Genomic DNA, 26817 nt, shown 5'->3' with positions numbered 1-26817 from the left:
TTCAACCTCGGGCGCGGCCTTGCGCTCCTTCATGCAACTGCCGAAGTTACTGATGGCCGGCAATCAGATCAGGGGCATGGCCGGGCCGATCCTGATCATCCTGATCCTCGGCATGATGATTTTGCCGCTTCCGCCGTTCCTGCTCGATTTGCTGTTCACCTTCAATATCGCGTTGTCGGTGATGGTGTTGCTGGTCAGCATGTACACCATGAAGGCACTGGATTTTGCCGCCTTTCCGGCGATTTTGCTGTTTTCGACCTTGCTGCGCCTGTCGCTGAACGTCGCCTCGACCCGCGTTGTGCTGATGGAAGGCCACAAGGGGCCGGATGCCGCCGGCAAGGTGATCGAGGCTTTCGGCCATTTTCTGGTCGGCGGCAATTTCGCGGTCGGGATCGTGGTCTTTATCATTCTGGTGCTGATCAACTTCATGGTCATCACCAAAGGCGCCGGGCGGATTGCCGAGGTGGGCGCGCGCTTCACGCTGGATGCGATGCCGGGCAAGCAAATGGCGATTGACGCCGATCTGAATGCGGGTCTGATCGGCGAAGATGCGGCGCGCCAGCGGCGTGCGGAAGTGTCGCAGGAAGCCGACTTTTACGGCTCGATGGACGGGGCCAGCAAGTTCGTGCGCGGCGACGCCATCGCCGGTCTGCTGATCATGCTGATCAATGTCATCGGCGGCCTGGTGGTCGGGGTGGCCCAGCACGGGCTGGATATTGCCGTTGCCGCCAGGAGCTATACATTGCTGACGATTGGCGATGGTCTGGTGGCGCAGATTCCGGCGCTGGTGATTTCGACCGCGGCCGGCGTCATCGTCTCGCGCGTGACCACCGACGAAAACGTCGGCGAGCAGCTGATGGGGCAATTGTTCTCCAATCCGCAGGTACTTTTTTTGACCGCCGGCATCATCGGCCTGATGGGACTGATCCCGGGCATGCCGCATCTCGCTTTTCTGGCAATTGCCGGCAGTCTGGTGTGGCTGGGGCGCCGCGTGCTGCAGCGCAGGGCGGCGGCCGCTACGGCGGCTGCACCGGACGCAACTGCTGCTTCGATGGAACCGGCGGAGGCTAGCTGGGACGATGTGGCGCTGATCGATCCGCTCGGACTGGAAGTCGGCTACCGCCTGATTTCGATGGTGGATCGCGCCCAGAACGGCGCGCTGCTGGGGCGCATCAAGAGTATCCGCAAAAAATTCGCCCAGGACATCGGCTTCCTGGTGCCGGTAGTCCACATCCGCGACAACCTGGAGCTCAAGCCCAACGCTTACGTGATTACGCTGAAAGGCGTTGAAATCGGCCGTGGCGAAGCGCTGTCGGGCCAATGGATGGCGATTAATCCGGGTCAGGTCAGCGCCGCGTTGCCGGGTACCCCGGGCACCGATCCGGCCTTTGGCCTGCCGGCGATCTGGATCGATGGCAATCTGCGCGAACAGGCGCAGATTTACGGCTACACCGTGGTCGATGCCAGCACGGTGGTCGCGACCCATCTGAATCATCTGATCCATGCCCACGCTGCCGAACTGCTGGGCCGCCAGGAGGTGCAGCAACTGCTGGACCGGATCGGCCGGGAAGCGCCGCAGTTGAGCGAGGACCTTGTGCCGAAAGTATTGTCGCTGACCGGTTTGCAGAAAGTGTTGCAGAACCTGCTGGACGAAAGCGTTCCTATCCGCGACATGCGCACCATCCTGGAGGTCTTGGCAGAACATGCGCCGAGCGTCAGCGATGCCGACCAACTGACCGCGCTGACGCGTCTGGCATTGGGGCGGGCGATTACCCAGCAGCTGTTCCCGGGCAACGGCGAATTGCAGGTGATTGGCCTGGATGGCGCGCTCGACCGCGTGCTGCTGCAGGCATTGAGTACGGACAGCGGTCTGGAGCCGGGTCTGGCGGACAGCTTGCTGGCCCAGACGCAGGCGGCCATCGACCGCCAGCAACAACTGGGGCAGACGCCGGTGCTGGTGGTGCAGCAGCCGTTGCGCGCGCTGCTGGCGCGCTTCCTGCGGCGCAGCCTGCCACAGCTAAAAGTGCTGTCGCTGGCCGAAATTCCGGATAGCCGGCATATCAGGATCAGCGCCACGATCGGGGGGGAAGTTTGAACGCCGCCAATAAGCTCCACGGAAGTGCCGCTAATGCAGCGCATAACGCAGCACATAAGGCAGCACATAAGGCAGCCGGCGACAACGCCAGCCAGGCAATGCTGGCGTTGCATTGAAAGAAGGTGGCAACTTTGCCTGCAGGGTCAACCAGGATAGAAAAGGACACCGCAATGTATACCGCGCAGGGAAAAATGGATATGCCCGGCACGCTGACGAAGTACGCGCCGCTGGTGCGGCGTCTGGCCTTGCAGTTGATTGCCAAGCTGCCGCCCAGCGTCGAGCTCGATGACATGATACAGGCCGGTATGCTGGGCTTGCTGGATGCCGTCAATCGCTATCGGGAAAATCAGGGAGCGCAGTTCGAAACCTACGCCAGCCAGCGCATTCGCGGTGCGATGCTGGATGAATTGCGCGCCAACGATTGGCTCTCGCGCGGTTTGCGGCAGTCGTCGCGCAGCGTCGAAGCGGCGTTGCAAGGACTGCAGCAAAAACTCGCGCGCCCGCCGACCGAGCGCGAAGTCGCGCAGGCCATGCAGTTGCCGCTGGAGGAATACCAACAGTTGCTGCAGGATATCCACGGCTGCCAGCTGGTGTATTACGAAGATTTCGAAGGCGGAAATAATGAAAATTCCTTCCTTGATCAACAACTGGATCGCGAAAATCGACACGACAACAGCAGGCACGCCGATCAAGGCGACCCTTTGCACCAATTGCTGCAAAGCGGCTTGCGTCACGCGCTGCTGGCGGCGATCGAAGGCATGCCTGAGCGTGAGCGTCTCCTGCTGAGTCTGTATTACGAACAGGAACTCAATCTGCGTGAAATCGGTGCCGTACTGGAAGTCAGCCAGTCGCGGGTTTGCCAGCTGCACAGCCAGGCCATCAGCCGCTTGCGCGCACGGATGCGGGAAACGGTCGGCGCGCAGGCGGTTTGACATGCTGCCGTTTCGGAAGATGGATGGCTTGCGGCAGTTTCTCCGCAAACGCGCCGCCTGGCCATAAGAAAAATCCCTATATGTTCAAAAGTGATTGATGAAATCTGAATTTTCTTTGTTAGGATTTTCGTGTCGCATCATCTTGGTCAGGCATTTCTATTTTTACATTAAGGAGATTATCATGGAAAAAATAACTCTCGAGTCAAATCAAATGGCTAATTGGACTAACGTTACCTGTCCAGTTAAAGAGTAAGTAAGAAACAGAAGGCATCCAGTTACTGGTTGCCTTCTTTCTTTAAAAAATGAAACTCTACCTCAACCCAAATATCTTTTTTCTCTTTACGCAAAGAGGAGTGGTGCTTTGGGATTTTAAATCGCATCAGCAATATTCGCTCGATTTCGCCCATATAACGCGACTGTTGAAAATCGTTGAGGCTCGGGAGTTTGACGCAACGGCTAACAAAAGAAGGATTTCACGCAGTTATTTCCGCCAATGTGGCGGCGCAGGTGGCGGATGTATACGGATTAGGTTCAGACCAGAAAAATTTTAGCCGAATTTTACGGTTAGAAAAACTGGCGGCAGGCTTTGATAAAAATTTTTGTTCGTTGGGATGGTTTTTAATAGGATTCGTATCCGAAACGGTTATTACTAAAGAGTTTCTGCGAATGGGAAAATCCACGATAGTAAAGCCGGTCTACAACATGTTGCGAGACCATCTAGAGGATGAATGGGCGCATAGTCGCTACTTTAGCGCAATGTTCGCGTACGTTTGGAAGCGCTTATCAATAAATGAAAAGGACTTTTGCGCAGAGCAGCTACCAAAAATCATCTTTGAATGTTTTCGACTTGAAAAAGAGTGGTTACGAAAAAACTTGATGGAGGTTGGAGTTTCCCAGGATATTGCGACAGATATTTCATCCGATCGAAATTCCGACCAAGCGAATCTCGAACGTGCGCGAAATGGATGGAGCGCGACCTTATGCGCCTTGCAAAAAACTTCGTTTTTTTCGACTTCTTCCTATGTCGATATATTTGTGAAGCAAGGGCTGATTGACGGGAAAAGTAGGCTGTCTTTATGACCTCAGGCGTTACGTCACGGATGACTATGGGCGCATTATTATTCTTGATCAGTGCATTGATTGCTCTTAGTGCAATCCCTTTAGATGTAATGCTTCCGTCATTTCCCGCTCTGGCTGGAAATTTTGGCATCGACACCAATAGAATTTCCCTATCTATCAGTCTATTTGCGGTCGGATTTTCCGTTGCACAATTATTTGTGGGGCCACTCTCAGATAAATACGGGCGGAAAATATTTTTGATGATCGGCTTGGTAGTTGCAATCGTTGGCGCCATAGGCTGCGCGTTATCCTCTGACTATATATTATTTTTGGTTTTTCGGGTCGTTCAATCAATAGGATGTGCTTGCTTTGTACTAGCGCAAGCCATCGTTCAAGACGCATTCAAAGGTCAAAAAGGACATTTTGTTCGTATATTTGTTACTACATTTGGCGGGGTTTGTATTTCGTGCTCACCGTTGCTCGGGACAGTGCTGCAATATTTTATAGGTTGGCGTGGAAGCTTTGTATTTTTCATTTTTTTATCACTCATAATTTTGGTGCAAATATTTTTCTGCTTTGTTGAGACAGCTGAAAAATCAAATTTACGAGAGAAATCGCATTTTCGCGCCTATATAAAAATATTTTCAAATAAACTCTTTGTTTCTTACTCGTTGATTGGCACTTTTGCTTTTTCTTGCCATTTTTCCTTTATCATCGTGTCGCCATTAATTTTTCTAGTTGAAATGAAAATGACTGCTTATGAGTATTCGTTGATTCTGCTTTTTTATGGAGCTGCTTACGTACTAGGGGGAATAGCCGCCACGTACATTTCAAAAATTGTAGATAGTCATAAACAGATTTTTTTGGGCTTGGTTTTGATGACAGTTTCAGCGATCCTGATGGGGGTATTACACTACTTAGTAACACAGCCAATAGTATCAGTGTTAGTACCAATGATTTTTTGCACGGCCGGTACTATTCTTATACGGCCGGCCACAGCGACAGAAGCAATGACTCTGTTTGATCATATGGCAGGAACAGCTGCTGCTGCTGCTGCAAATACTTTACGATTTATTGGAGGAGGAGTAATTGGCGCTATGGTTAGTACAATGGGCACTGCGATCGTTACAAATTTACTTTTTATGATCTTAATAACAGCGATTTTAAGTTTCATTGTTTTTTCGCTTGTTATTGTGAAATTTCGTTGGTCTCATATTTAGTTAAAATTATCCATGTTGATACTAACTCCGATGTCGCAAACGACATTCCGAGACTTCTCTCGCGGATCAATTGCTCGCTATGCGAAAAATTTAACAGAAAATGTAACCTTGAATTCTGGTCCGATTGAAACAGCTAGTGCAATATTTAAAAATATTCTGCCGGCTGGACAAAGTACCGACGGACACCAATTCTATTCGATTTGTGTCGGTAGAATAAGCAATGTCGCAGGAGCACTTTGGTTTCATGTGGATAGTAATATGGAAACTTTATTTATTTACGATATCTATATTTTCACAGCCTTTCAAAGATCCGGCCTAGCCACAGCAGTCCTGAAAAAAACATAGAAAGTTATGCAAGAAAACTAGGTTTGAAAGATATTCGCTTACACGTTTTTACTAATAACGATCCTGCGAAAAGCCTTTATCTAAAGGCTGGATTCCATTTTCAAGAATCGGGCATGTTTAAGCTTTTATAGCATACGATCGAACCTGTCATCGGATTTACCGAATCCGGCCGGACCACCGGTTTCGGATTTCCTATTGGGGCCGGAAGGTAGTTAAAATGATGCGCTAACTACCAACGATCATCAAGGAGTATCGCTATGACTTTGACGCAGTCTTCCGCCCTGACGGGTTCAGCACAAAAAATTGCACTTGTTACCGGTGCCGGTTCCGGCATCGGCAAATATATTTCCCTGGCATTGCTCTGCAATGGCTATTCCGTGGTGCTGGCGGGGCGGCGCCTTGAGGCGCTGGAATCGACTGTGGCCGCAGCCGGTGAATTCGGTGTGAATGCGCTGGCGGTGTCGGCGGATGTCAGCGATCCGGTGTCGGTAAAATTGTTGTTTGCGAAGATTCGCGAGCGCTTTGGCCGGCTTGATCTGCTATTTAATAATGCGGGTATTTTTACGCCGCCGGCTTCGCTCGAAGAAGTTGACTATGCGCATTGGAAAGCTTCTGTCGATATCAATCTGACCGGGGCGTTCCTGTGCACCCAGGAGGCTTTCCGCATCATGAAGGAGCAGCAGCCGGGCGGTGGCCGGATCATCAATAACGGCTCGATTTCAGCCCATGCGCCAAGGCCGAATGCGGTCGCCTATACCGCCACCAAACACGCCATGACCGGGCTCACCAAGTCGACTTCGCTCGACGGCCGCAAGTACAACATTGCCTGCGGTCAGATTGATATTGGTAACGCGGCGACCGATATGACGGAGCGGATGGAAAAGGGGATTTTGCAGGCGAGCGGGGCGATTGCGGTTGAGCCTACGATGGCGGTCGAGAATGTGGCGAAGGCGGTGTTGTATATGGCGGGGCTGCCGCTGGAGGCGAATGTGCAGTTTATGACTGTGATGGCGACTAATATGCCGTTTGTTGGGAGGGGGTGAGGTTGGTTGTTGTTCTTCATTGTTTTCGGTCGTTGCGTATCTAAAACGGTAGCTACTCCGTGGATACTAGCCGGGCCGCCCCCCGGCTTGCTTCCACGGAGCAGTGACCGGTTCAATTAACGACGACCGAACTGCTGGGGGGCGCCTAGCCCTCGCCCAACCTGATGCTGCCCGTCAGGCCCATAAAGCGACTGCCCGCATGCGCTCAAAAAATTGATCGCCTGACGGCTGAAGTCCAGATGCGTATGGATCAGAATGCCATTCCGATGATTGCGCTCGCGCGCTTCGGCTGCGCGTGCCAGTAATGCATGCCAGGCTTGTTGCAGGCTGTCACCGCCGGCTGCCGCGGCAGCGTCGGCACCTGCGCGGTTAGCCGGATAGCCCAGTTGCTGCAACTGTTGCTCACGTTCCTGATCGAGCAGGGCAATGCGATCGACCAGTTGGCCTTTGCGCGCCGTCAGCAGCGGCAATCCGGAAAAATTGCCTTGGATTAACGCTGCCGATTCCTGATCCAGTAATAGCAGAAACGCTTCCACGGCGGCGCATTCCTGGTTCAGACGATGGAGGAGAGGAGCGCTCATGATGATTACCGGGCGGCTGCTTTGGCCAGCAGATCACGCACTGTGTCCAGCAGGCCATCGGCGATCTTGCAGGTGCTGATCTGATACCGGCCTGCGCTGATGGCCTGGCGAATTTCCGCTACCTTGGTGGCGTTGAAATCGCCGCTGCCCGGTTGTATCAGCTGACTTTGCAGTTGACGCATCCGGGTTGCCAGCGGGGAGGCGCTATTCGCGCTGGCGTTTACCGCTGCGCTAGCTGGCGCGTCATTGGTCCGGGCGCGGGTTGGGTTTTGCCTGTTGCCGGTAGCGGCCTGGCTGGCGACGTTGTTCGGCGAATTTGCGGGTTGATTGATTTTCAAGATGTTTCCTCAAGGGGCTCTCCCCCGGTATAACGGCAGATGGCGGAGAAACTTTAATTTATTTTGCAATCGGTTTCCTTACTTTAGATCATAGGATCTAATTCGATAACTCCACACTGCCATCCGCACGTACTATGCCAACCACCATCTGGCCGCCCTGGGTTTTGACCTGCAAGCGGGTGCCGATGGCGGCGCCGGTCATGGCGCGGCCTTCTGTACTGGCCACGAAACCTGCGCCTTGCGCCATGACTTTGACGTTTTGTCCGGGCTGCACCACGATGGCGCCGCGCAGCAGTTCCGGCCGTACCGGTGCGCCCGCGGCAAGCCGGTTCAGCGCGACCATGCCGTCGATCTGGGCCGTGCCGGTCAGGATGTTGCGCGGCAGGGTTGTCAGATCGCCTTCGCGCAGCGTGAAGTCAGCCGCGGTTAAGGTCTCGCCTGCGTTGATCGGACGGGTTGCTACCAGATAAGGTGCGATGACGGCGACATACGCCGGGACGTAGCGGCTCCATGCCTGCCGGCCGGGCGAGGCGGTTGCAGACTCGGCTGCCGGCGCTGCGCCATTGCAGCGGATACCCACGGAAACTCTTCCCCATATCTTCGCACCGCTTGGCAGAAACGCTTCCGGCGCGTCGCACGGCGGCAGTGCGCCGGACATCGGGGTGTCGATGGAAATGACTACTTTGCCCGGAAGGCCGACGGCCTGACTGGATAGAAACTGCTGGATGACGGCTTGCGCAGGGCCGGTCAGCGGCGCGGGACGTTGCGTGCCGGCGTGGCCGGCGGCTGGGTTGATGCCGCACAGCGCGGTGACAGCGGTGAGCGGCAAGAGTGCGCTCCATCGTGTGCGGACCGGGCGCTGATGACTTCTGTATGAATGCATGGTGTGAGCTCGTTGTTGGTGGGGCCGGGCGCGGGCGATGGGCTGCCGTTGGCCATATTTCCGGATTGTCCAGCATGGCGATGCTATCGAATCCTCGACGCCGGCAAGGTTTGAATTGCACTGGAATTCCCCGCCTGTTCCGGCGATTGCGATTGCATCCGGCTACCTATAATTGTTTTCATTAACAGGTATGGGAACTTCAACGGTGAGGAAAAAACATGCTCGACAAACTTGATAATGCACTGCGTTTTCAGCAGGAGGCGCTGAATTTGCGCGCGCGGCGGCAAGAGATCCTGTCGGCGAACATCGCCCATGCCGACACTCCTTATTACAAGGCCCGCGATTTCGATTTCAGCAGCACGCTGACGCAAGCGGTCGAGCGCGGCCGGCACGCGCATGCGATGTCGATGTCGGTCACCTCTGCACGGCATCTGGCGGGAGAGCAAGCGCTAAGCAACGATGCGGCATTGCTGTATCGGACGCCAAGCCAATCCAGCATCGACGGCAATACCGTGGAAATGGATGCCGAAAGGGTCAATTTTGCCGATAACGCGTTGCACTACGAATCGAGCCTGACCGTGATTGGTATGCAAATCAAATCCATGCTCTCAGCAGTGCAGTCGTAAGTCAGACAAGGATAAACACATGCCATCGAATGTCTCCATGAATATCTTCGACGTTGCCGGTTCCGCCATGAGCGCGCAATCGCAACGCATGAACGTCAGCGCCAGCAATCTGGCAAATGCCGACAGCGTCAGCGGTCCCGACGGCAAGCCGTACCGCGCCAGGCAAGTCGTATTTGAAGTGGCGTCGGTTGACCAAAGCGATATCGGCGGCGTCAAAGTCGCAGGCGTGGTCGAGGATCAGTCGCCGCTGCGGATGGTGTACGACCCCGGGAACCCACTGGCGGCGGCAGATGGCTACGTCAGCATGCCGAACGTCAATGTGGTCGAGGAAATGGTGAACATGATGTCGGCATCGCGTTCCTACCAGGCCAACGTCGAAGTGTTGAATACGGCTAAGACCATGATGCTGAAGACGCTGACCGTCGGTCAATAAGCGGACAGATCACGTAATACCGGAGAGGAAAATTCTTATGGCAATCAACGCGGCAAATTCACTGAACGGTCAGGGCACGGCGGCGCTGTCGGCCAACGCTAAAGCGAGCGCAGACAGTGAGCAGCGTTTCCTCAAGTTGCTGGTCACCCAATTGAATAATCAGGATCCGCTGAACCCGCTCGACAACGCCCAGCTGACTTCGCAACTGGCGCAGATGAGCACCGTGAGCGGCATCGAGAAACTGAATGCCACGCTCGATTCTCTGGTCAATCAAAGCGGCCCCAATCAGGCTTTGCAGGCAGCTGCGCTGATCGGCCGTACCGTGCTGGTGCCGGGTACGGAGATCAGGCATGCGAGCGGTAGCGACACCAGGTTCGGGCTTGAAATGCTCGGTTCCGCGGAAAAGGTCAGCGTCAGCGTGCTGAATGCCAGGGGGGAAGTGGTCCGCAACTTCGATCTGGGTGCGCAGCCGCAGGGCGTCAAGAACCTGGTGTGGGATGGCAAGCGCGAAGACGGGACGGCGGCGCCCGACGGTGCCTACAGCATCAGCGTGGCGGCTGTGTATGGCGCGCAGCGCGTCGCGGCGAATACCCTCACCTACGAGAAAGTCGCCAGCGTCGTCCAGGACGGCGGCAGCGTTTCGCTCGATCTGGGCAGGTCGGCCAAGGTCGGTCTGAGAGACGTTAAGTTGATTCTGTAGCCGCACCAAATGCATCAATCGGTTTGTTCAAAAGTAATCTGAAAAGGGGAACGGAATGGGTTTTGCGCAGGGAGTCAGCGGTTTAAATGCCGCGTCCGGTAATCTCGATGTCATCGGCAATAACGTTGCCAACTCGGGAACGGTCGGTTTCAAGACCGGCAGCGTATTGTTTGCGGACGTGTATGCTGGTTCGCGGGTCGGGCTCGGCACGCAGGTTGCCGGCGTCTCGCAAAATTTCACGCAGGGTGCGGTCCAGAGCAGCACCCGCGCGCTCGATATGGCGATCACCGGCGGCGATGGGTTTTTCCGTCTGGCCAGCCCTGGCGGCGAAATATCGTATTCGCGGAACGGGCAGTTCAATGTCGATAAAGATAACTACATCGTCAGTCCTGGCGGCTTGCGTCTGACCGGCTATCCGGTGACGGCCAACGGCAGTCTTGCCGGCGGTAGTCCGACTGCGCTGCAATTGCCGCAAGCAGCGCTGGCGCCGCAGCCGACCACGGCGATCGCGGCGCAATTCAATCTGGATGCGCGCAGTGCGGTGCCAGCCAAAACGCCATTCGATGCGAACGATTCGACCACCTACAATTATCCGAATGCCACCAGAATTTTTGATTCGCTGGGGAATGCGCATGAAATCTCCACTTACTTTGTCAAGACCGGCGCCAATGCCTGGAGCATGTACGCCAGCGCCGACGGCTGGCCGCTGGATGCGAAGGGCGCCAAGGTGCCCGCCGATCCGGCCGATCCGGCCAGGCCGGCGAACGGCGGCGCGGCGCTTAGTGCGATTGCATTCGACAGCAACGGCAAGCTGGCGCTGGATGCCGGCGGTCAACCGATCAGCCCGGCCGGCGGAAAAATCAATTTCGCCGGCTTGAATTTCGGCAACGGTTCGTCGCCGCTGGCGTTCAGCATGGATATCGCCGGCACCAGCCAGTTCGGGAACACCAGCGAAGCCAAGAGGCAGACCCAGGACGGGTATACCTCCGGCACGCTGACGGCTTTTGCGGTCAACCAGGACGGCACTGTCACAGGCAAATATTCGAACGAGCAAACCAAGGCGCTGGGCCAGATCGTACTCAGCGCATTTGCCAATCCGGATGGCCTCAAGCCGATCGGCAACAATGGCTATGCCGAAACGGCGGCGTCCGGCCAGGCGCTGACCGGCGCACCTGGCGTCGGCACCAAACTCGGCGCTTTGCGCTCCGGCGCGCTGGAAGCCTCCAACGTTGATCTGACCGCCGAACTGGTCAACATGATCATTGCGCAGCGTACCTATCAAGCCAATGCACAAACCGTCAAGACCCAGGATCAGGTCATGCAGACACTGGTGAGCATGCGCTGATGAACACGCCATCGCTTAATTTACATTACGCCGCTCAACGCATCAGGGAGACAACATGGACCGGATGATTTATGTCGCCATGAGCGGCGCCAAGCACACCCTGGAGCAGCAAGCTTCGGTGGCGAACAATATGGCCAACGTCTCGACCCCCGGTTTCCGGGCCCAGCTCAACAACTTTCGCGCGGTACCGGTGCTGGGCGAAGAGGCGGCTACCCGGGCGTTTGTGGTGGCGTCGACCCCCGGTGCGGATATGGCCAGCGGTCCGATCACGGAAACCGGGCGCGCACTGGACGTTGCCATCAATGGCGACGGCTGGCTGGCGCTGCAGGTTGCGGGCGGCGAGGCGTACACCCGCGTCGGCAATCTGCAGGTCGCGGCCGACGGTCAGTTGACCACCATGGACCGACGCCCGGTGCTGGGCGAGGCCGGCCCGATGGTGGTGCCGCCGGGGGCGCAGGTGATGATTACCAAAGACGGCCTGGTCAGCGCATTGGGCGCGGGCGATCCGGCCACCGGCACCGGCGCAGTCGGCCGTCTGAAGCTGGTCAGGCCGGTCCATGCCGACCTGGTGCGCGGCGACGATGGCTTGTTCCGCCTGCGCGACGGCCTGGCCGCAGCAGAAGCGGATCCCGGCGTGACGCTCACCACCGGTGCGATCGAGGGCAGCAATGTCAATCCGGTCGAGGCGATGGTTGACATGATCAGCAATGCACGCCGGTTCGAGATGCAAATGAAAGTGGTGCAGAGCGCCGATAGCAACGATCAGCATGCGAATCAATTGCTCAGCATAAATAGTTAAACCCAGGCTTACCAGGAGTTCTAAAATGTTGCGTTCCCTCTCGATTGCCAAGACCGGTCTCGATGCTCAACAGACCAATCTCGACGTAATTTCGAATAACCTCGCCAACGTCAGCACCACCGGCTTCAAGCGCAGCCGCGCGGTATTCGAAGATCTGATGTATCAAAACCTGCGTCAGGCCGGCGCCCAGACGTCGGATCAGACCCGCTTGCCGTCCGGCTTGCAAATCGGTACCGGCGTGCGCGTGGTCGCTACCGAGCGCATCCATACGCAGGGCAATCCGACCAAGACCGATAATGCCAAGGATGTCGTCATCAACGGCGACGGGTTTTTCCAGGTGCTGATGCCGGACGGCACGACCGCCTACACCCGCGACGGTTCGTTTCAGTCCGATCAGAACGGTCAGCTGGTGACTGCCGGCGGCTTTCCGGTGCAACCGGCGATCACCCTGCCGCAAAACGCCACCAGCATGACGATAGCGCGCGATGGCACGGTGTCGGTGATGCAGGCCGGCAGCAGCAGCGCGGTGCAGATCGGACAACTGCAATTGGCCACCTTCCTGAATCCGACCGGTCTGCAAAGCCAGGGCGAAAATCTGTACGTCGAAACCGACGCCTCGGGCGGCGCCAATCAGACCGCACCTGGTCAGAATGGCGGCGGCATACTCAGCCAGGGCTATGTCGAGGCCTCCAATGTCAACGTGGTGGAAGAGCTGGTCAACATGATTCAGACCCAGCGTGCGTATGAAATCAACAGCAAGGCGGTGACCACGTCCGACCAGATGCTGCAGAAACTGACGCAGTTGTGACGACGGGGCCTATAGGAATGCATGCTGCTGATAAATTTGCCGGCAAGTGCCTGATGCTGGCGCTCGCATTAATCAGTGCTTGCGCCCAGATTCCGCGCGACCCGCTGGTGCAGCAGCCGATGACGGCACGCGCCGAACCGCGTCCGCCAGCCGCGCCGGTGAACGGCGCCATTTTTCAGTCAGGATATGGCGCGCAAGCCCTGTTTGAAGACCGGCGGCCGCGCAACGTCGGCGATATTCTGACCATTGTCGTCAACGAAAACGTCAACGCCAGCAAGAATTCCGGCGCCAATGCCAGCCGCAGCGGCAGCGCTGGCAGCGGACTCAAGGCGATTCCAAAAATATTCAGTGGCTTGTTCGGCAACCTCGATGCCGGGGCCGAGGGCAAGAATGCCTTGAGCGCCAAGGGCGGCGCGAATGCGGCGAATACCTTCAATGGCGTGATTACGGTCACCGTCACCGAAGTACTCGGCAACGGCAACCTGATCGTCAGCGGCGAAAAGCAGATGATGATCAATCAGGGCACCGAATTCATCCGTTTCTCCGGTGTCGTCAACCCGCGCACCGTCTCCGGCAGCAATACGGTTTCATCCAGCCAGGTGGCGGATGCACGGATCGAATATAGCGCCAAAGGCTATATCGACGAGGCGCAGAACATGGGCTGGCTGCAGCGCTTCTTCCTTAATGTTTTACCGTTCTGAGTCTTCATCCATTTATGCCTATGACATTCCGTTCTCTTCAGCTGCGCGTGGCCAGGACTGGCGCTGCGCTGTTATCCGGCATTTTTTGCTGCGCTCTGCTGCTCGCCACGCCGGTCCGGGCGGAAAGGCTGAAGGAGTTGCTCAGCATTCAAGGGGTGCGCGACAATCCGCTGATCGGCTACGGCCTGATGGTGGGGCTGGACGGCACCGGCGACCAGACCCAGCAAACGCCATTCACCACCCAGAGTCTGAGCAATATGTTGTCGCAACTGGGGATTTCCGTGGGATCCGGTAACAACATGCAGCTTAAAAACGTGGCTGCCGTGATGGTGACGGCAAGCCTGCCGTCGTTCGCCCGGCCCGGTCAGCATATCGATGTCACGGTGGCGTCGCTGGGGAATGCCAAGAGCCTGCGCGGCGGCACCTTGCTGATGACGCCATTGAAAGGATCCGACGGTGTGGTGTATGCGGTCGCACAGGGCAATATGGTGGTCGGCGGCGCCGGTGCCTCGGCGAATGGCAGCAAGGTACAGGTCAATCAGCTGAGCGCCGGCCGGATTCCTGCCGGGGCGATGGTCGAACGCGCGCTGGCATCGCCGCTGGGCGATGGCGGGACCTTCACGCTGGAACTGAATCTCTCGGATTTCGGCACTGCGCAAAAAGCGGTGGATGCGATCAACCGGACGTTCGGTTCGGGTACCGCGCAGGCGCTGGACGCGCGCGTGATTCAAGTCGTCGGCCCGACGCAAGCGGAAGCCCGGGTCGGCTTCCTGGCCAGGATTGAAAATATCGACGTGACGCCGGTCCAGGCATCTGCCAAGGTGGTCATCAATGCCCGCACCGGTTCGGTGGTGATGAATCAAACGGTGCGGGTGCAAGATTGCGCCGTGGCCCACGGCAATCTGTCGGTGGTGATCAATACCCAGCCGGTGATCAGTCAACCGAATCCATTGGCGGGCGGCAAGACCGTCGTCGCACAAACTTCGCAAATCGAATTGAATCAGGGCGGTGGCGCGTTGCAGGTAGTGCGTGGCGGCGCAGCGCTGGCCGATGTGGTGCGCGGCTTGAATACCCTGGGGGCCAATCCGCAGGATCTGGTATCGATATTGCAGGCGATGAAAGCCGCCGGGGCTTTGCGCGCGGAGCTGGAAATCATTTAGATTAAGGCGAGCATGAATCTCATCCCATCCCCCGGCAATCTGCCCATTGGACCTGCAGCAGCGAGTACCGCCGGTTCGGTCAGTCCAGCCAACCGCAGCGGCGATCTCGATCAGCGCTTCGCGCTCGATGTGCAGGGCGTCGATGCCTTGCGCCGGACCAGCAGAACCGCGCCGGCCGAAGGTATCAGGCAGGTATCGCGCCAGTTTGAGGCGATGTTCATGCAGATGGTCCTGAAAAGCATGCGCGACGCGACCCCGTCCGATGGCCTGTTCGACAGCCAGCAAGCGCAGACCTACACCTCGCTGCTGGATCAGCAGCTGGCGCAAAATCTGTCAGGCCGCGGACTGGGGCTGGCCGAGGCGATGCAGGCGCAACTGACGCGCGATGTCAATCAACGCGCGCAGCAACAGGCGGCTGCGCAGCGCGGGCAGTCGCCGCCGCAGCCCATGCCGCTGCAACCGTCTCACAATCTGCAACAGATGTCTGAAGCCGGGTTGCAGCGCGCGGTGGCGCTGCCGAACTTGTCGTTTTACGACGCGGCCTCGGGTAAATCCGGCCGACCGGCCGGTGCCGGCGGTACCTCGCAAGCACAGATCGATCAATTTGTCGGCAGCATGGCGGCATCCGCGCAGACGGCCAGCCAGGCCAGCGGCTTGCCGTCGCAGTTGATTCTGGCGCAGGCCGCCCTGGAGTCCGGATGGGGACGTCGTGTAATCAAGGCGGATGACGGCTCCCCCAGTTACAACCTGTTCGGGATCAAGGCCGGCAAGAGCTGGAAGGGGGCGGTGGTGGAAACGGCTACCACTGAATACGTGGACGGCGTGGCGCAGCACACGCGCGCGAAGTTCCGGGCTTACGGCTCGTATCAGGAGGCGTTCACCGACTACGCCAGCTTTTTAGCGGGTAACCCACGCTATGCGGCGGTGCTGGCGGCGCGCGATCCGGCTGCGGCGGCGCATGGCCTGCAGCGGGCCGGGTATGCGACCGATCCGCAATATGGGGAAAAGTTGCTGCGCATTATGCGGCAGATGAGCTGACCCCCTTAATTTTTCAGCGCAATTGCCGTTATACCGAATATCAGCCGCGCTCGCAGCGGCGTTCACCCGCATTTTTTTCAGGATGGAATGATGTCGAACAACATGTTTTATATCGGTCTAAGCGGCTTGAACGCCGCCCAGTCCTCGCTGCTTGCCACCGGACATAATTCGGCAAATTTCGCTACGCCCGGTTACAGTCGCCAGACGGCTGTCGTCGCGACCAATGGCGGTACTTACCTGCCGAGCGTCGGTTTTTTCGGGAACGGCGCGGCAGTCACGAATGTGGTCCGCAGCTATGACCACTACCTGAGCGCGCAACTGAATCAGGTCCAAGGGGAGAATCAGGCACTGTCTGCTTATTCTTCGCAGATTAAGCAGATTGATAATTTGCTGGCCGATCAGGCTGCCGGTCTGGCACCGCTGATGCAGACTTTTTTCAGCGGTGTGCAAGGTGTTGCCAATACGCCTGCCGATCCCGCCGCGCGCCAGCAGATGATCAGCGGGGCGCAAGCGCTCGCGAACCAGTACCGCTCGATGAGTTTACAGCTGAGCAATATGAATAGCGGGGTCAATCAGCACATCGCCGGCAATCTCGAACAGATCAATACCCTGGCGGATCAGGTTGCCAACCTCAACAAGCAGATCGCGCTGGCAGGCGGCGTGGGTGGACAGCAGGCGCCTAACGATTTACTGGACCAGCGCGATCAGCTGGTGAGCGACCTGGGCCAGCTGGTTTCGACCAGGGTCGTGCTGCAGGATGGCGGCCAGTACAACGTGTTTATCGGCAACGGGCAGACGCTGGTGCTGGGCGATCAGGCCTCGAAGTTACAGGCGGTGAATTCCGCCGCCGATCCGGGCCGCAGCGCGGTTGCGCTGGTGAATGCCAACGGCAAGCCGGTCGAAATGCAGGACAGTATGCTGAGCGGCGGCACGCTGGGCGGCCTGCTGCAGTTCCGCAATGAAACCTTGGGCGCGGCACAAAATGCGCTGGGGCGGATGGCGATTGCAGTGGCTGACAGGTTCAATGCGCAGCACAAGCTGGGCGTCGATTTGCATGGCGCGCTGGGCCAGGATTTCTTCACGCAAGCCGGTCCTGCGGCGCTCTCGAATGCGCGCAACAAGGGCGACATGAGACTGGCGCCGGGATTTTCCGATGTCGGTCAGTTGACCACCAGCGACTATGCACTGCGCGTCAGCGGCGCTCCCGGCGCCTTGCAGTATGCGTTGACGCGCTTGTCGGACCAGAACGTCGTCGGCACCTATGCCGATGCGGATTTTCCGGTGACGTTCGATGGCGTCACGCTGGCGCTGGGCAGCGGTACGGCGCAGCCCGGCGATTCATTCCTGATCCAGCCGACCCGCAACGGCGCCCGCGATCTGAGTGTCCTGGTGACGGATCCGGCCAGGGTGGCTGCCGCCAACCCGGTTCTGAGCGGGAATCCGGCCGCCAATCAAGGCAGCGGCGCGCTCGGTCCGGCCAGCATCGATGCCGCCTATCGCGACGCTCCGCTGGCCGGAATCACCACACTGACCTATGACAAAGCAAGCAACACGCTGAGCGGTTTCCCGGCTGCAGCGAGCGTGACGGTGACGCTGGCCGACGGTAGCGCACACACCTACGGGCCGGGGGTCCCGGTACCGCTGACGGCCGCTGCGACGATGCGTTTCAACGGGATTTCGATAGCGCTCGGCGGCAGCCCGGCGAATGGCGACAAGTTCACGTTGAAGCCGAATCTGGGCGGTGTTTCCGACGGTAGCAACGCGCTGCTGCTGGGGGCCTTGCAAAGTAAAAAAACCATGGCAGGCGGCAGCGCCAGCTTTAACGATGCATACGCCCAGCTGGTGAGTTCGGTCGGTAACAAGACCAGGCAAGTGCAGATCGCGCAGTCCGCCCAAACCAGCCTGAGCGCCCAGATCAAGGCAGCGCAGCAAGCGGTGTCAGGTGTGAATCAGGATGAAGAAACCGCCAATCTGCTGATGTTTCAGCAAATGTATCAAGCCAATGCCAAAGTGATTCAGACTGCCTCCACCCTGTTTGACGCGGTGTTGGGGATCCGGAGCTGATGCGGTAAACAAGTCGGCAACTAAGCCCTATGACTAATTAAAACTGTCTGGAGAATACGATGCGCATCAGCACCCAATCGTTTTATGAGCAAAGTCAGGCTGCGATGAACATGCAGCAAGCCAGCCTGTTGCGTGTGCAACAGCAAATCGGGGCCACCCGCAGGATGCTGGCGCCGTCGGATGACCCGATTGCCGCCACCCGCGCGCTGGCAGTAGCGCAAGCGATTGCACTCAATGAGCAGTATGCCGCCAGCCGCAATCAGGTTAAACACAGCTTGTCGCTGGAAGGGAATATTCTCGGCAATGTCACGGATATTTTCAACAACGTCAAAACGCTGGTGGTGCAGGGCGGCGGCGTCCTGTCGGATGCCGACCGTGCCGCCATCGCCACGAGCTTGCAAAGCCATGCCGATCAGTTGCTGGGATTGGCGAATACCGACGATGGCAACGGCCAGTTCCTGTTTGCCGGTTTTCAGAGCGGCAGCCCGCCGTTCGTCAGGCAGGCGGACGGGAGCGTTTCCTACCTCGGCGATCAGGGCCGGCGTCTGACGCAGGTTGACGCATCGCGTCAGATGGCTGCGAGTGACGATGGCCGGACGATTTTTCAGTCGGTGCAGGGCGGAGCCCGGTACGTCACGTCAGCGCCGGGTCCGAATACCGGTACTGCCGTATTCGGACCCGGCGCGGTGGTCGATGCGGCGAATGCCGATTTCGGCAAGGATTTCAGCATTCGCTTCACCGGCGGCAACTACACTGTCGCGACGATCGCCACGCCGCCGGTGACGGTGGCGACCGGTGCCTACAACGACGGTGCCCCGATCACGTTCGGCGGCCTGCAGATCAAGGTCAGCGGCGCGCCTGCCGACGGCGATACGCTGCATGTATCGACTGCAAAAAATGCCGGCAGCGATATCTTTGCGGCGTTGGGCGACATGATCGCGGCGTTGCGCAAGCCGGTGGACAAGGGGACAGCTGCCGATCGTGCGCAATTGCTGAATGCGCTGAGTACCGGCAACGTCAAACTGGCCAACGCGCTTGACAACGTATTGACGGTGACTGCGTCGGTCGGTTCGCGCCTGAACGAAGTCGATGCGCTCGACGCCAGCGGCGCCATGCGCAAGATCTCGGATCAGAGCTATTTATCCGAGTTGCAGGATCTGGACGTCATGAGCGCGAGTGTCGAGCTGGCCCAGCGCCAGGTGTCGTTGCAGGCAACGCAGTTGGCTTTCATGAAAATTCAGAAAATTTCGTTGATGAATTATTTGTGATGCAGAGCTTGCCGGCAATGCCGGTTTCAGCTTCCTGAATAACCGCCAGGGCACAGTGCAGTGCTGTGCCCTCGTTGCTTCCAACTCCACAAAAGCTACTTTTCGCGCTTGCATCAGCGCTGACTTCGATACGCCCGTTCGGGCTACTCAGCCCGAACGGGCCGGGGTGCTGATTTCCATAAATCCAATTCAACACATACCCAGCCCGAATGGATAGGCAACATCCTCCTCGTTTGTGTATCTGATTTCATTGCCGCAATCCTTGGACAACCTGCAACATGGCAGTCAGCGCGTGGGCGAATTCCTGTTCGAGGAACGGGGCCAGGTGCGGCATCAGCATTTGTAGGACCAGGATGCCGCCCAGCAAGGTCAGCGGGAAGCCGACTGCAAAAATACTTAACTGTGGCGAGGCGCGGTTGAGAATGCCCATTGACAGATTCAGTGTCAGCAGCGCGGTCACTAACGGCAGTGCCAGCATCAGGCCGGCAGAAAACACATTGCCGCCTGCCAGCACCAGCAGGCGCCAGCCGCCGGCGGCCAGCGGTGCATCGGAAATCGGTAAGATCGCAAAGCTCTGCGCCAGCGTCGCGATCACCATCAGATGACCGTCTCCCGCCAGGAAAATCAGCAGCGCCAGCATGTTCAGCAGCCGCGCCAGCACCATGGTGTTGCCGCCGCTGGTGGGGTCGAAGAATGAGGCGAACGACAGGCCCATTTGCAGGCCGGCATAATCGCCTGCCGCCTGTACCGCGGCAAATGCCAGTTTCATGGTAAAGCCCATGGCAGCGCCGATGATGACTTGTTGCATCAGGATCCAGACGCCGGCGGCGGAGACCGGCGGAGCGGCAGGCAGGGGACCGAGAGTCGGCCCGATCGCGATTGCCAGCAGCGCTGCGAGTCCGATTTTAAGCGGCCGTGGCACGATCGCTTCGCCAAATACCGGCGCCGTGCCGATCAGCGCCAGCATGCGCACGAACGGCCACAAAAACGCAGCGACCCAGGCGCTAAGCTGGGCCGAGGTGAGCGCCAGCACCGGCTGCATCAGCCGACCAGTTGGGGAATGCCGGAGAACAGCTGGCGCATGTAGTCAAGAATGGCGTTGAGCATCCACGGACCGGCGATGACCAGTGTGGCGAATACGGCGAGCAGTTTCGGGATAAACGAGAGGGTCATCTCATTGATCTGGGTTGCCGCCTGAAACAGGCTGACGATGAGGCCGGTGACGAGGGCGACCAGCAGGAGAGGAGCGCCTAGCAGCAGGGATATTTTCATGGCTTGGTAGCCCAGGGCCATGACTGATTCGGGGGTCATTTTCGGTACTCGATATGCGGTAATTGGAACGGTTGTGGGCGTAACGCCACTGGGGCGGTCTGTGTAAGTTCTACGTATAAAAACTCTGCGCCAACGCCCCGACCAGCAGTTGCCAGCCATCGACCAATACAAACAACATCAGCTTGAACGGCAAGGCGATGGTGGCGGGCGGGACCATCATCATCCCCATCGACATCAACACGCTGGCGACGACCAGGTCGACGATCAGGAACGGGATGAAGATGGTGAAGCCGATCTGGAAAGCGGTTTTCAATTCACTGATGACAAATGCCGGCACCAGTATTCTTAACGACACTTCTTCCGGTCCCTGCATCGGCCCGCTGTGGGCGAGTCTCGCGAATAAGGCCAGATCCGCCTCGCGCGTTTGTTTCAGCATGAATTTCTTGAACGGCTGCACGCCGCGTTCGAGCGCCCGTTCGGCGCTGATTTTATTTTCGGAGAAAGGTTTGTAGGCGTCGCTGTAGGCCTGGTCGAATACCGGCGACATCACGAACAAGGTCAGGAACAGCGCCAGCCCGACCAGTATCTGATTCGGCGGTGAGGATTGGGCGCCGATGGCGGTGCGCAGCAGTCCCAGCACGATGATGATGCGGGTGAAACCGGTCATCGTCAGCAACAGCGCCGGCAGGAATGACAGCGAGGTCAGCAGCAACATGGTCTGGACGCTGAGCGACCAGGTTTGCGCGCCGCCCGGGCCAGGTGTGGCGGTGATGCCGGGGATGCCCTGGGCGCCGGCGAACACCGGCGCCAGCGCCAGCAATAGGTGCACGACAGCGCTGGTGACGGCGGATAAGCGCCGGGTGCGGCGGGAGAGCAGGGAGGAGGCGTACATTAGTCGGACTGTTTTGGAGGTTCTGCGGATTGTGCGAAAGGCTTTTGCATCGGCTTACCTAGCGCGTTCTGGAGTTTTTGGGCAAGGCTGGCGGCAAATGATGCGCCGCCGGAAAAAGCATGGTCGGGGACAAGCGCCGGCGTTGCGGCTGCGGCCGGCATGGTGTGGAGCGCATTGATCCGGCCCGGCGTCACGCCGAGCACCAGCCACGCGCCGCCGATTTCGACAATCACCACGCGTTCGCGCTGGCCGAGCATGCTGCTGCCGACCACCTTCAGCAGATTGCCGCCGCCCTGGCGTTGCAGGCCCAGACGACGCGCTGCCCAGGCACACAGGAAAATCAGCGCCAACACGCCTGTCAGACCCAAGGCGGCTTGCAACAAACCGGTTGCACCCCATGCCGGTGCGCTCGCGGCAGCGCTGGAAGCGGCCGCCTCGCTTGCTGCTGCGACGCCTCCTGCCGCTGACGTCGGCACCGCAGCGGCCGGCAATGCCGCCAGGATAGTCAAGCCAGCGGCCAATCGTTGGAGTACTGGAGAGCGCTGCATGATCGTCATCATCGATTGAGTTTATGAATACGTTCGGATGGCGTGATGATGTCGGTCAGGCGGATGCCGAACTTGTCATTCACAACGACGACTTCACCCTGCGCAATCAGATAGCCGTTAATCAGCACGTCCATAGGCTCGCCGGCCAGACCGTCCAGCTCGACTACCGAGCCTTGCGCCAGCTGCAGCAAATTCTTGATGGTGATGCGGGTTCGTCCCAATTCGGCCGTCAGTTGCACCGGGATATCCAGAATCATGTCGATATCGGTTTTAGGAGCGCCTGCGCCGGCAGCTTCCCCGCTCAATGGCTGAAATACGCTGGCGCTGCTTTCTGCCGGGTCCGCTTCCGGTGTCGCCGTCGCCGGCTGCGCTGCCGCGCTTTGCGCCGCCAGCGCGCTGGCCCAGTCATCTGCCATCTCGCCGGTTTGATCCTGTTGCTGCTCGTCACTCATGCTCGTTCCCCTTGCTGACATCGCTCTCGCGGTGATTAATCATTTGCCGTACGCGTAACGCATAGTGGCCGTTCGACGTGCCGTAAGCGCATTCCATGACCGGAACATTGTCGACCTTGGCCAGGATTGTTTCCGGCATCGCGAGCGGCAGGACGTCGCCCGCTTTGAGTTGCAACAGCTGGCCGATGGTGGACGGCAAGGCGATGAAGTCCGCTGTCAGCCGGACATCGGCGCTTTGCACCTGTTGCGATAGTTGCCTGACCCAGCGCTTGTCAATTTCCACTTCATCCTGCACCGGGTTGGATAGCAAGGCGCGGATCGGTTCTATCATCGAATACGGCATACAGACGTGCAGAGCGCCGCCGATCGGTCCGAATTCGATATGGAAAGTGGTGTTGACCACCACTTCGTTGGGTGTCGCAATATTCGCAAATTTGGTATGCATCTCGGCCCGCACATAGTCGAATTCGATCGGATAGATCGGATTGAATGCGCTGCGGTAACTGTCGAGTGTCAGATCCAGCAAGCGTTTGATGATGCGCTGCTCGGTGTGGGTGAAATCGCGGCCTTCGACTCGCATGGGAAAGCGACCGTCGCCGCCGAACAGATTGTCGACCACCAGAAACACGAGGTTGGGATCGAATACAAACAGTGCGGTGCCGCGCAGCGGCTTCATATGCAGCAGATTGATGTTGGCCGGTACCGGCAGATGGCGGATGAATTCGCCGTATTTCTGAATATGCACCGCGCCCACCGAAATGTCGGCACTGCGCCGCATGAAGTTGAACAGTCCGCTGCGCAATTGGCGCGCGAAGCGTTCGTTGATGATTTCCAGCGTATGCATGCGGCCGCGCACGATACGCTCCTGGGTGCCCAGGTTATAGGTTTGGACACCCTCCGGCGCAAGCGCTGGCGGGGGCGCCTGATCGGACTCTCCGGTAACGTCTTGCAGGAGTGCGTCTACTTCGTCCTGAGACAGTAGCTGTTCATAAGCCATTAATTAATCCTAGGTTGGACCGGTGCGGATGTGCAGGAGCCGGGTGTCACTGCACCACAAACGCAGTAAACAGGACATCGGTAATCTGCTGTGCCGGCTGGTCGGCGGAGAAGGGCTGGTTCAGCGTCTTGAGGATTTCGGCGGCCAACTGTTTTTTGTCTTCTGCCGTGACCAGCGAATCGGGTTGCCGGTTCGCCAGCATCAGCAGAATCCGGCTGCGCGCCTCGGGTAGATATTCGGTGATTCTGGCTTGCGATTTGGCATCGCTGACTTTTAGCATGACGCCGATGTGCAGGAAGCGCTCGTGCTCTTCCTGGCGCAAATTCACCGTGAACGGTTCCAGCGCGACGAAGATCGGCGCTTCGGCCTTGGTCGCCGGTGCGGCAGCGGTCGGTGCGCGGCTGCCGCCGAGGTAATAGGCGGCAGCGCCGGCGATGGCGGCGACGAGTAGCAGCGCTATGGCGATGGCTATCTTGGTTTTTTTTGGTAAGGTTGCTTGATTGTCGGTGGTGGTTGCCATGTTGTTTCTGCTTGATATTCCAGCGGTCATTGTTGGCGATATGGGGTGGGGGCTAATTGCTGATCAAGGGGGAGAAATGGGTTTAACTCGGGGGTTTGAGTATTGGGTGGCTGTTGTATTTCGGTCGGTCGTCGTTATCTAAAACGGTAGCTACTCCGTGGAAGCTAGTCGGGGGTGGCCCGACAGCCAGTCACTTTTCTTGCTTCGCAAAGAGCGGTTCGGTCGTCGCGTAAATAACACGGTTGCTACTCCGTGGATACTAGCCGGGGGCGGCCCGGCAGCCGCTCACTTTCTTTGCTTCGCCAAAGAAAGTAAGCAAAGAAAGGCGACCGCAAAGCCGTTGCCCGCCGTTGGCGGGTTCCCAAATGGGTCGTCTGCCAGTCGGGTGGGGAAACAAACTCGCTGCGCTCAGACAAGTTTCCCCACAATTCCCGACTGACAGCCGCCCCATTTGGCAACGTCTCAATGCGGAATTCAAAAGCAACGTCAAAAGCAACGTCAAAACCCACAGCCTCTGCGGTGAATCGGGGACTGTGTTTATCAGGCAGCGAGCGTGCCGAATGACTGCGCCCCGCTTAACCCACCACGGAGCGCCGAGGGGTTGTTGTTGACGTTGCTGTTGACGTTGCTGTTGATCTTCCGCATTGAGACGCTGCCAAATGAGACGACTGGCATTCGGATAAAGAGGGGAAACTTGTCTGAGCGCAGCGAGTTTGTTTCCCCTCCCGAATGCCAGTTGGCTCATTTGGGGACCCGACCAACGGGAGGGCAGTGGCTTTGCGGTCGCCTTCTTTTGGTTACTTTTCTTGGCGAAGCAAGAAAAGTGACTGGCTGCCGGGCCACCCCCGGCTTGTACCCACGGAGCAGCGACCGTTTCAATTAACGACGACCGAACCGCTCTTGGCGAAGCAAGAAAAGCGACTGGCTGTCGGGCCACCCCCGACTAGCTTCCACGGAGTAGCAACCGTATTAGATAACGACGACCGAAATCCATCAGGCAAACGTATCAATAGCGCTACGCCTGGCGGACCGGGTTGCTGCGACTGTCGGCCGCTCGGTTGCGGCTGGCTGCACCGGTGCTGCTGAATCCGAGCTGCGGTAGTGGGACTGGTTGCCCTGCTGCTGGCCGAACGCGCCTGGTTGCTGTTGCCGGGTGTCGGCGCTGACGGAAGTGTTGCCCAGGCTGATGCCATTGTCGGCGAGTGCGGCGCGCAACTGCGGCAGGGCGGCCTCGATGGCTGCGCGGACCGACTGGTGGGCCGATACGAACAGGGCTTGCGCCTGGTTGTCGTTAAAGCTCAGGGCCACTTTCAACGGACCCAGCTCAGGCGGGTTCAGATGCAGCTCAGCCAGCGCCTGGTGGTTGTTGCCCATCCAGAGCACCTGTTTGCCCAGTGCGGGACCCCATTCGCTGCTGCCGACTGCGGGCGTCAGCGGCAGCTGTACGGCGGTTGTCGCGCTGGCGTCGATGCCGGCCATGGCGGACGGCAACTGTACTGCCGGTGCCGGCGGCATCATTGCGGTTGAGGCTGCAACCTTGAATTGTTCGCTGGCATTGCCGGCGCTGTCGCCGTGATGAGATGGGCGATTGCCGCCGCCGTTGGTTGAGGCGCTTTGCGCGATCATGGCCTCGGCGGCGATCGTGCCGGCCTTGCCGTCGGCCAGGCCGGTGTTGTCATCCTTGGCGCTTAGCGTGGCCGGGCCTGGTTCTGTCCCGGCGCTGACCGACAGCCGTGCATTGGCGGCGCTACCGATGCCGGTGAGTTGTATGGTTGGATCCATCCCGGCATCCCGGGTCGGCGCCGGGTCGGCTTTATCCGCGGCTGGCTTCAGATCTGTATCGACACTCTCGCGGCTGGCAGCTGCCGCGCCGGTTGTGCCGACGAACTGGCTATCCGCCGAGGTACGGAGCGTGTTGCCGACGCCTGCCTGCGCATTGTCTGCCGCAACCGTGGCAAGCTTTCCGTCGATTTGCATCAGCGCCAGCCCCAATGCGGGGTTTTGATCCGGCTGCTGATCCCGCTCGTCACCGGCGCGCGCAGCCGGTCGTCTGGTTGGTTCAGTTTGCTTTTCGGATGCTTTGGCCGTGCTGCTGTCATTCCCGGCCAGGGAACGATTGAGCACCTGACCGAAACTGTCCGGGTTATTTTGCCGGTCAGTGTTTTTGAGCAAAGAGTTGGCCGCCGGCGCGCTGCTCTGGTTGACGACTGTCGGAGTAAGCATGGAAGTTCCTTAAAAAATCAATCGGTGACGCTACGCAACTGGAACTGTCTGGCCGCATGCTCGTCGTTGTCGCGCTGTTCGCGTTGGTTGAGCAGGCGCGCCTGTTGTTGCCGCACGCGCTCGGCCAGTGTGCCGAACGATGACAGGCGGCGCTTGTTTTGCCGCCAGTCGCTGCGGCCGTGCGCCAGGCGGGTATCGGCCTGGTCGGCAATGGCGCGTTGTTGTTCGATGGCGCCGTCCAGGCTGCCGATGAAATGCTGAAAGTTGCGCCAGCGTGCCGACGGAACGCCTGCGCGCATTTGGACTTGCAGTTTGTCGGCATATTCCTTGCGATATTCCTGTAGCAACGCCAGCTTTTGCAGCGCACTGGTTTGCAGGCTTTGCAGCTGGCCGAGCCGACGGCCGGCATCATCGGTTTTACTCTGGGCCAGTTCGAGCAACATGGCGAGCGGTAAGGCATGAGACATGCGGTTCT

29 protein-coding genes are annotated in these 26817 nt (G+C 58.4%); 17 read left to right on the top strand and 12 right to left on the bottom strand.

Annotation, left to right across the window (positions count from 1 at the left end):
- The first annotated feature begins 31 nt into the window (after window positions 1-31).
- The 6 genes from flhA to AC3CHX_RS18165 all read left to right on the top strand — a co-directional run bounded on the left by flhA (window position 32) and on the right by AC3CHX_RS18165 (window position 6694).
- Window positions 32-2095: a flagellar biosynthesis protein FlhA gene (flhA, locus tag AC3CHX_RS18190; RefSeq protein WP_488644857.1), complete on the top strand. Its 2064-nt coding sequence runs from the start codon at window positions 32-34 to the stop codon at window positions 2093-2095.
- Window positions 2096-2265: 170 nt separating this feature from the next.
- Window positions 2266-3027 (top strand): RNA polymerase sigma factor FliA, encoded by a 762-nt coding sequence (locus tag AC3CHX_RS18185; protein WP_488629431.1) that lies wholly within the window; start codon window positions 2266-2268, stop codon window positions 3025-3027.
- A 444-nt stretch (window positions 3028-3471) separates the two neighbouring features.
- The gene (locus AC3CHX_RS18180; protein WP_488629430.1) at window positions 3472-4107 is read left to right on the top strand and encodes a diiron oxygenase; all 636 of its coding nucleotides are present in this window, start codon (window positions 3472-3474) and stop codon (window positions 4105-4107) included.
- Complete coding sequence (locus AC3CHX_RS18175; protein WP_488629429.1) at window positions 4104-5306, top strand: Bcr/CflA family efflux MFS transporter; 1203 nt, start codon at window positions 4104-4106, stop codon at window positions 5304-5306. The genes AC3CHX_RS18180 and AC3CHX_RS18175 overlap by 4 nt, the downstream gene beginning before the upstream one ends.
- Before the next feature lie 12 nt (window positions 5307-5318).
- A complete protein-coding gene (locus tag AC3CHX_RS18170; RefSeq protein WP_488629428.1) occupies window positions 5319-5651 on the top strand; it encodes a hypothetical protein in 333 nt (110 codons plus the stop codon).
- A gap of 257 nt (window positions 5652-5908) precedes the next feature.
- Window positions 5909-6694 (top strand): SDR family oxidoreductase, encoded by a 786-nt coding sequence (locus AC3CHX_RS18165; RefSeq protein ID WP_488629427.1) that lies wholly within the window; start codon window positions 5909-5911, stop codon window positions 6692-6694.
- Between the two features lie 116 nt (window positions 6695-6810).
- Here the strand turns inward: AC3CHX_RS18165 and AC3CHX_RS18160 are convergent, their stop codons facing one another.
- From AC3CHX_RS18160 to flgA, 3 genes are all read right to left on the bottom strand, one after another.
- A complete protein-coding gene (locus tag AC3CHX_RS18160) occupies window positions 6811-7275 on the bottom strand; it encodes a flagella synthesis protein FlgN (RefSeq protein WP_488629426.1) in 465 nt (154 codons plus the stop codon).
- 5 nt (window positions 7276-7280) lie between these two features.
- Window positions 7281-7613, bottom strand: coding sequence for a flagellar biosynthesis anti-sigma factor FlgM (flgM, locus tag AC3CHX_RS18155; RefSeq protein WP_488629425.1), 333 nt, complete (start codon window positions 7611-7613; stop codon window positions 7281-7283).
- A gap of 97 nt (window positions 7614-7710) precedes the next feature.
- Entirely contained in the window at window positions 7711-8496 is a 786-nt protein-coding gene (gene flgA, locus AC3CHX_RS18150; protein ID WP_488629424.1) for a flagellar basal body P-ring formation chaperone FlgA, read from the bottom strand.
- Between the two features lie 218 nt (window positions 8497-8714).
- Here flgA and flgB point away from each other — a divergent pair, with 218 nt between their 5' ends.
- From flgB to flgL, 11 genes are all read left to right on the top strand, one after another.
- Window positions 8715-9122, top strand: a complete 408-nt coding sequence (gene flgB, locus AC3CHX_RS18145; RefSeq protein ID WP_488629423.1) for a flagellar basal body rod protein FlgB — start codon at window positions 8715-8717, stop codon at window positions 9120-9122.
- Between the two features lie 37 nt (window positions 9123-9159).
- Window positions 9160-9555, top strand: coding sequence for a flagellar basal body rod protein FlgC (flgC, locus tag AC3CHX_RS18140; RefSeq protein ID WP_488644856.1), 396 nt, complete (start codon window positions 9160-9162; stop codon window positions 9553-9555).
- A 37-nt stretch (window positions 9556-9592) separates the two neighbouring features.
- Window positions 9593-10255: a flagellar hook assembly protein FlgD gene (locus tag AC3CHX_RS18135; protein ID WP_488629422.1), complete on the top strand. Its 663-nt coding sequence runs from the start codon at window positions 9593-9595 to the stop codon at window positions 10253-10255.
- 55 nt (window positions 10256-10310) lie between these two features.
- Window positions 10311-11600: a flagellar hook protein FlgE gene (gene flgE / locus AC3CHX_RS18130; RefSeq protein ID WP_488629421.1), complete on the top strand. Its 1290-nt coding sequence runs from the start codon at window positions 10311-10313 to the stop codon at window positions 11598-11600.
- 55 nt (window positions 11601-11655) lie between these two features.
- A complete protein-coding gene (locus AC3CHX_RS18125; RefSeq protein WP_488629420.1) occupies window positions 11656-12399 on the top strand; it encodes a flagellar basal body rod protein FlgF in 744 nt (247 codons plus the stop codon).
- A 25-nt stretch (window positions 12400-12424) separates the two neighbouring features.
- Window positions 12425-13207 (top strand): flagellar basal-body rod protein FlgG, encoded by a 783-nt coding sequence (flgG, locus tag AC3CHX_RS18120; RefSeq protein ID WP_488629419.1) that lies wholly within the window; start codon window positions 12425-12427, stop codon window positions 13205-13207.
- Window positions 13208-13224: 17 nt separating this feature from the next.
- The gene (locus AC3CHX_RS18115; RefSeq protein WP_488629418.1) at window positions 13225-13908 is read left to right on the top strand and encodes a flagellar basal body L-ring protein FlgH; all 684 of its coding nucleotides are present in this window, start codon (window positions 13225-13227) and stop codon (window positions 13906-13908) included.
- 14 nt (window positions 13909-13922) lie between these two features.
- Window positions 13923-15068, top strand: coding sequence for a flagellar basal body P-ring protein FlgI (locus AC3CHX_RS18110; RefSeq protein WP_488629417.1), 1146 nt, complete (start codon window positions 13923-13925; stop codon window positions 15066-15068).
- A gap of 12 nt (window positions 15069-15080) precedes the next feature.
- Window positions 15081-16106, top strand: coding sequence for a flagellar assembly peptidoglycan hydrolase FlgJ (gene flgJ / locus AC3CHX_RS18105; RefSeq protein WP_488629416.1), 1026 nt, complete (start codon window positions 15081-15083; stop codon window positions 16104-16106).
- Between the two features lie 87 nt (window positions 16107-16193).
- Window positions 16194-18170: a flagellar hook-associated protein FlgK gene (gene flgK / locus AC3CHX_RS18100; protein ID WP_488629415.1), complete on the top strand. Its 1977-nt coding sequence runs from the start codon at window positions 16194-16196 to the stop codon at window positions 18168-18170.
- A 59-nt stretch (window positions 18171-18229) separates the two neighbouring features.
- Window positions 18230-19438 (top strand): flagellar hook-associated protein FlgL, encoded by a 1209-nt coding sequence (gene flgL, locus AC3CHX_RS18095; RefSeq protein ID WP_488629414.1) that lies wholly within the window; start codon window positions 18230-18232, stop codon window positions 19436-19438.
- Between the two features lie 247 nt (window positions 19439-19685).
- Here the strand turns inward: flgL and fliR are convergent, their stop codons facing one another.
- The 9 genes from fliR to fliJ form a co-directional block, all read right to left on the bottom strand.
- Entirely contained in the window at window positions 19686-20471 is a 786-nt protein-coding gene (gene fliR, locus AC3CHX_RS18090) for a flagellar biosynthetic protein FliR (protein WP_488644855.1), read from the bottom strand.
- A gap of 8 nt (window positions 20472-20479) precedes the next feature.
- The gene (gene fliQ, locus AC3CHX_RS18085; RefSeq protein WP_488629413.1) at window positions 20480-20749 is read right to left on the bottom strand and encodes a flagellar biosynthesis protein FliQ; all 270 of its coding nucleotides are present in this window, start codon (window positions 20747-20749) and stop codon (window positions 20480-20482) included.
- A 70-nt stretch (window positions 20750-20819) separates the two neighbouring features.
- Complete coding sequence (fliP, locus tag AC3CHX_RS18080; protein WP_488629412.1) at window positions 20820-21602, bottom strand: flagellar type III secretion system pore protein FliP; 783 nt, start codon at window positions 21600-21602, stop codon at window positions 20820-20822.
- The gene (gene fliO, locus AC3CHX_RS18075) at window positions 21602-22150 is read right to left on the bottom strand and encodes a flagellar biosynthetic protein FliO (RefSeq protein WP_488629411.1); all 549 of its coding nucleotides are present in this window, start codon (window positions 22148-22150) and stop codon (window positions 21602-21604) included. Before fliO ends, fliP begins: the two co-directional genes overlap by 1 nt.
- An 8-nt stretch (window positions 22151-22158) precedes the next feature.
- The gene (fliN, locus tag AC3CHX_RS18070; RefSeq protein ID WP_488629410.1) at window positions 22159-22602 is read right to left on the bottom strand and encodes a flagellar motor switch protein FliN; all 444 of its coding nucleotides are present in this window, start codon (window positions 22600-22602) and stop codon (window positions 22159-22161) included.
- On the bottom strand, window positions 22595-23599 hold the full coding sequence (gene fliM, locus AC3CHX_RS18065) for a flagellar motor switch protein FliM (protein ID WP_488629409.1): 1005 nt from the start codon (window positions 23597-23599) through the stop codon (window positions 22595-22597). Before fliM ends, fliN begins: the two co-directional genes overlap by 8 nt.
- Window positions 23600-23645: 46 nt before the next feature.
- Complete coding sequence (gene fliL / locus AC3CHX_RS18060; RefSeq protein WP_488629408.1) at window positions 23646-24119, bottom strand: flagellar basal body-associated protein FliL; 474 nt, start codon at window positions 24117-24119, stop codon at window positions 23646-23648.
- 993 nt (window positions 24120-25112) lie between these two features.
- The gene (locus AC3CHX_RS18055; protein ID WP_488629407.1) at window positions 25113-26342 is read right to left on the bottom strand and encodes a flagellar hook-length control protein FliK; all 1230 of its coding nucleotides are present in this window, start codon (window positions 26340-26342) and stop codon (window positions 25113-25115) included.
- A gap of 17 nt (window positions 26343-26359) precedes the next feature.
- Entirely contained in the window at window positions 26360-26809 is a 450-nt protein-coding gene (gene fliJ / locus AC3CHX_RS18050) for a flagellar export protein FliJ (protein ID WP_488629406.1), read from the bottom strand.
- Window positions 26810-26817: the final 8 nt, after the last annotated feature.

Source organism: Glaciimonas sp. OK215 (assembly GCF_057787885.1).
Note: the sequence above shows the minus strand (reverse complement) of the source record. Positions and strands in the feature narration are given on the sequence as shown.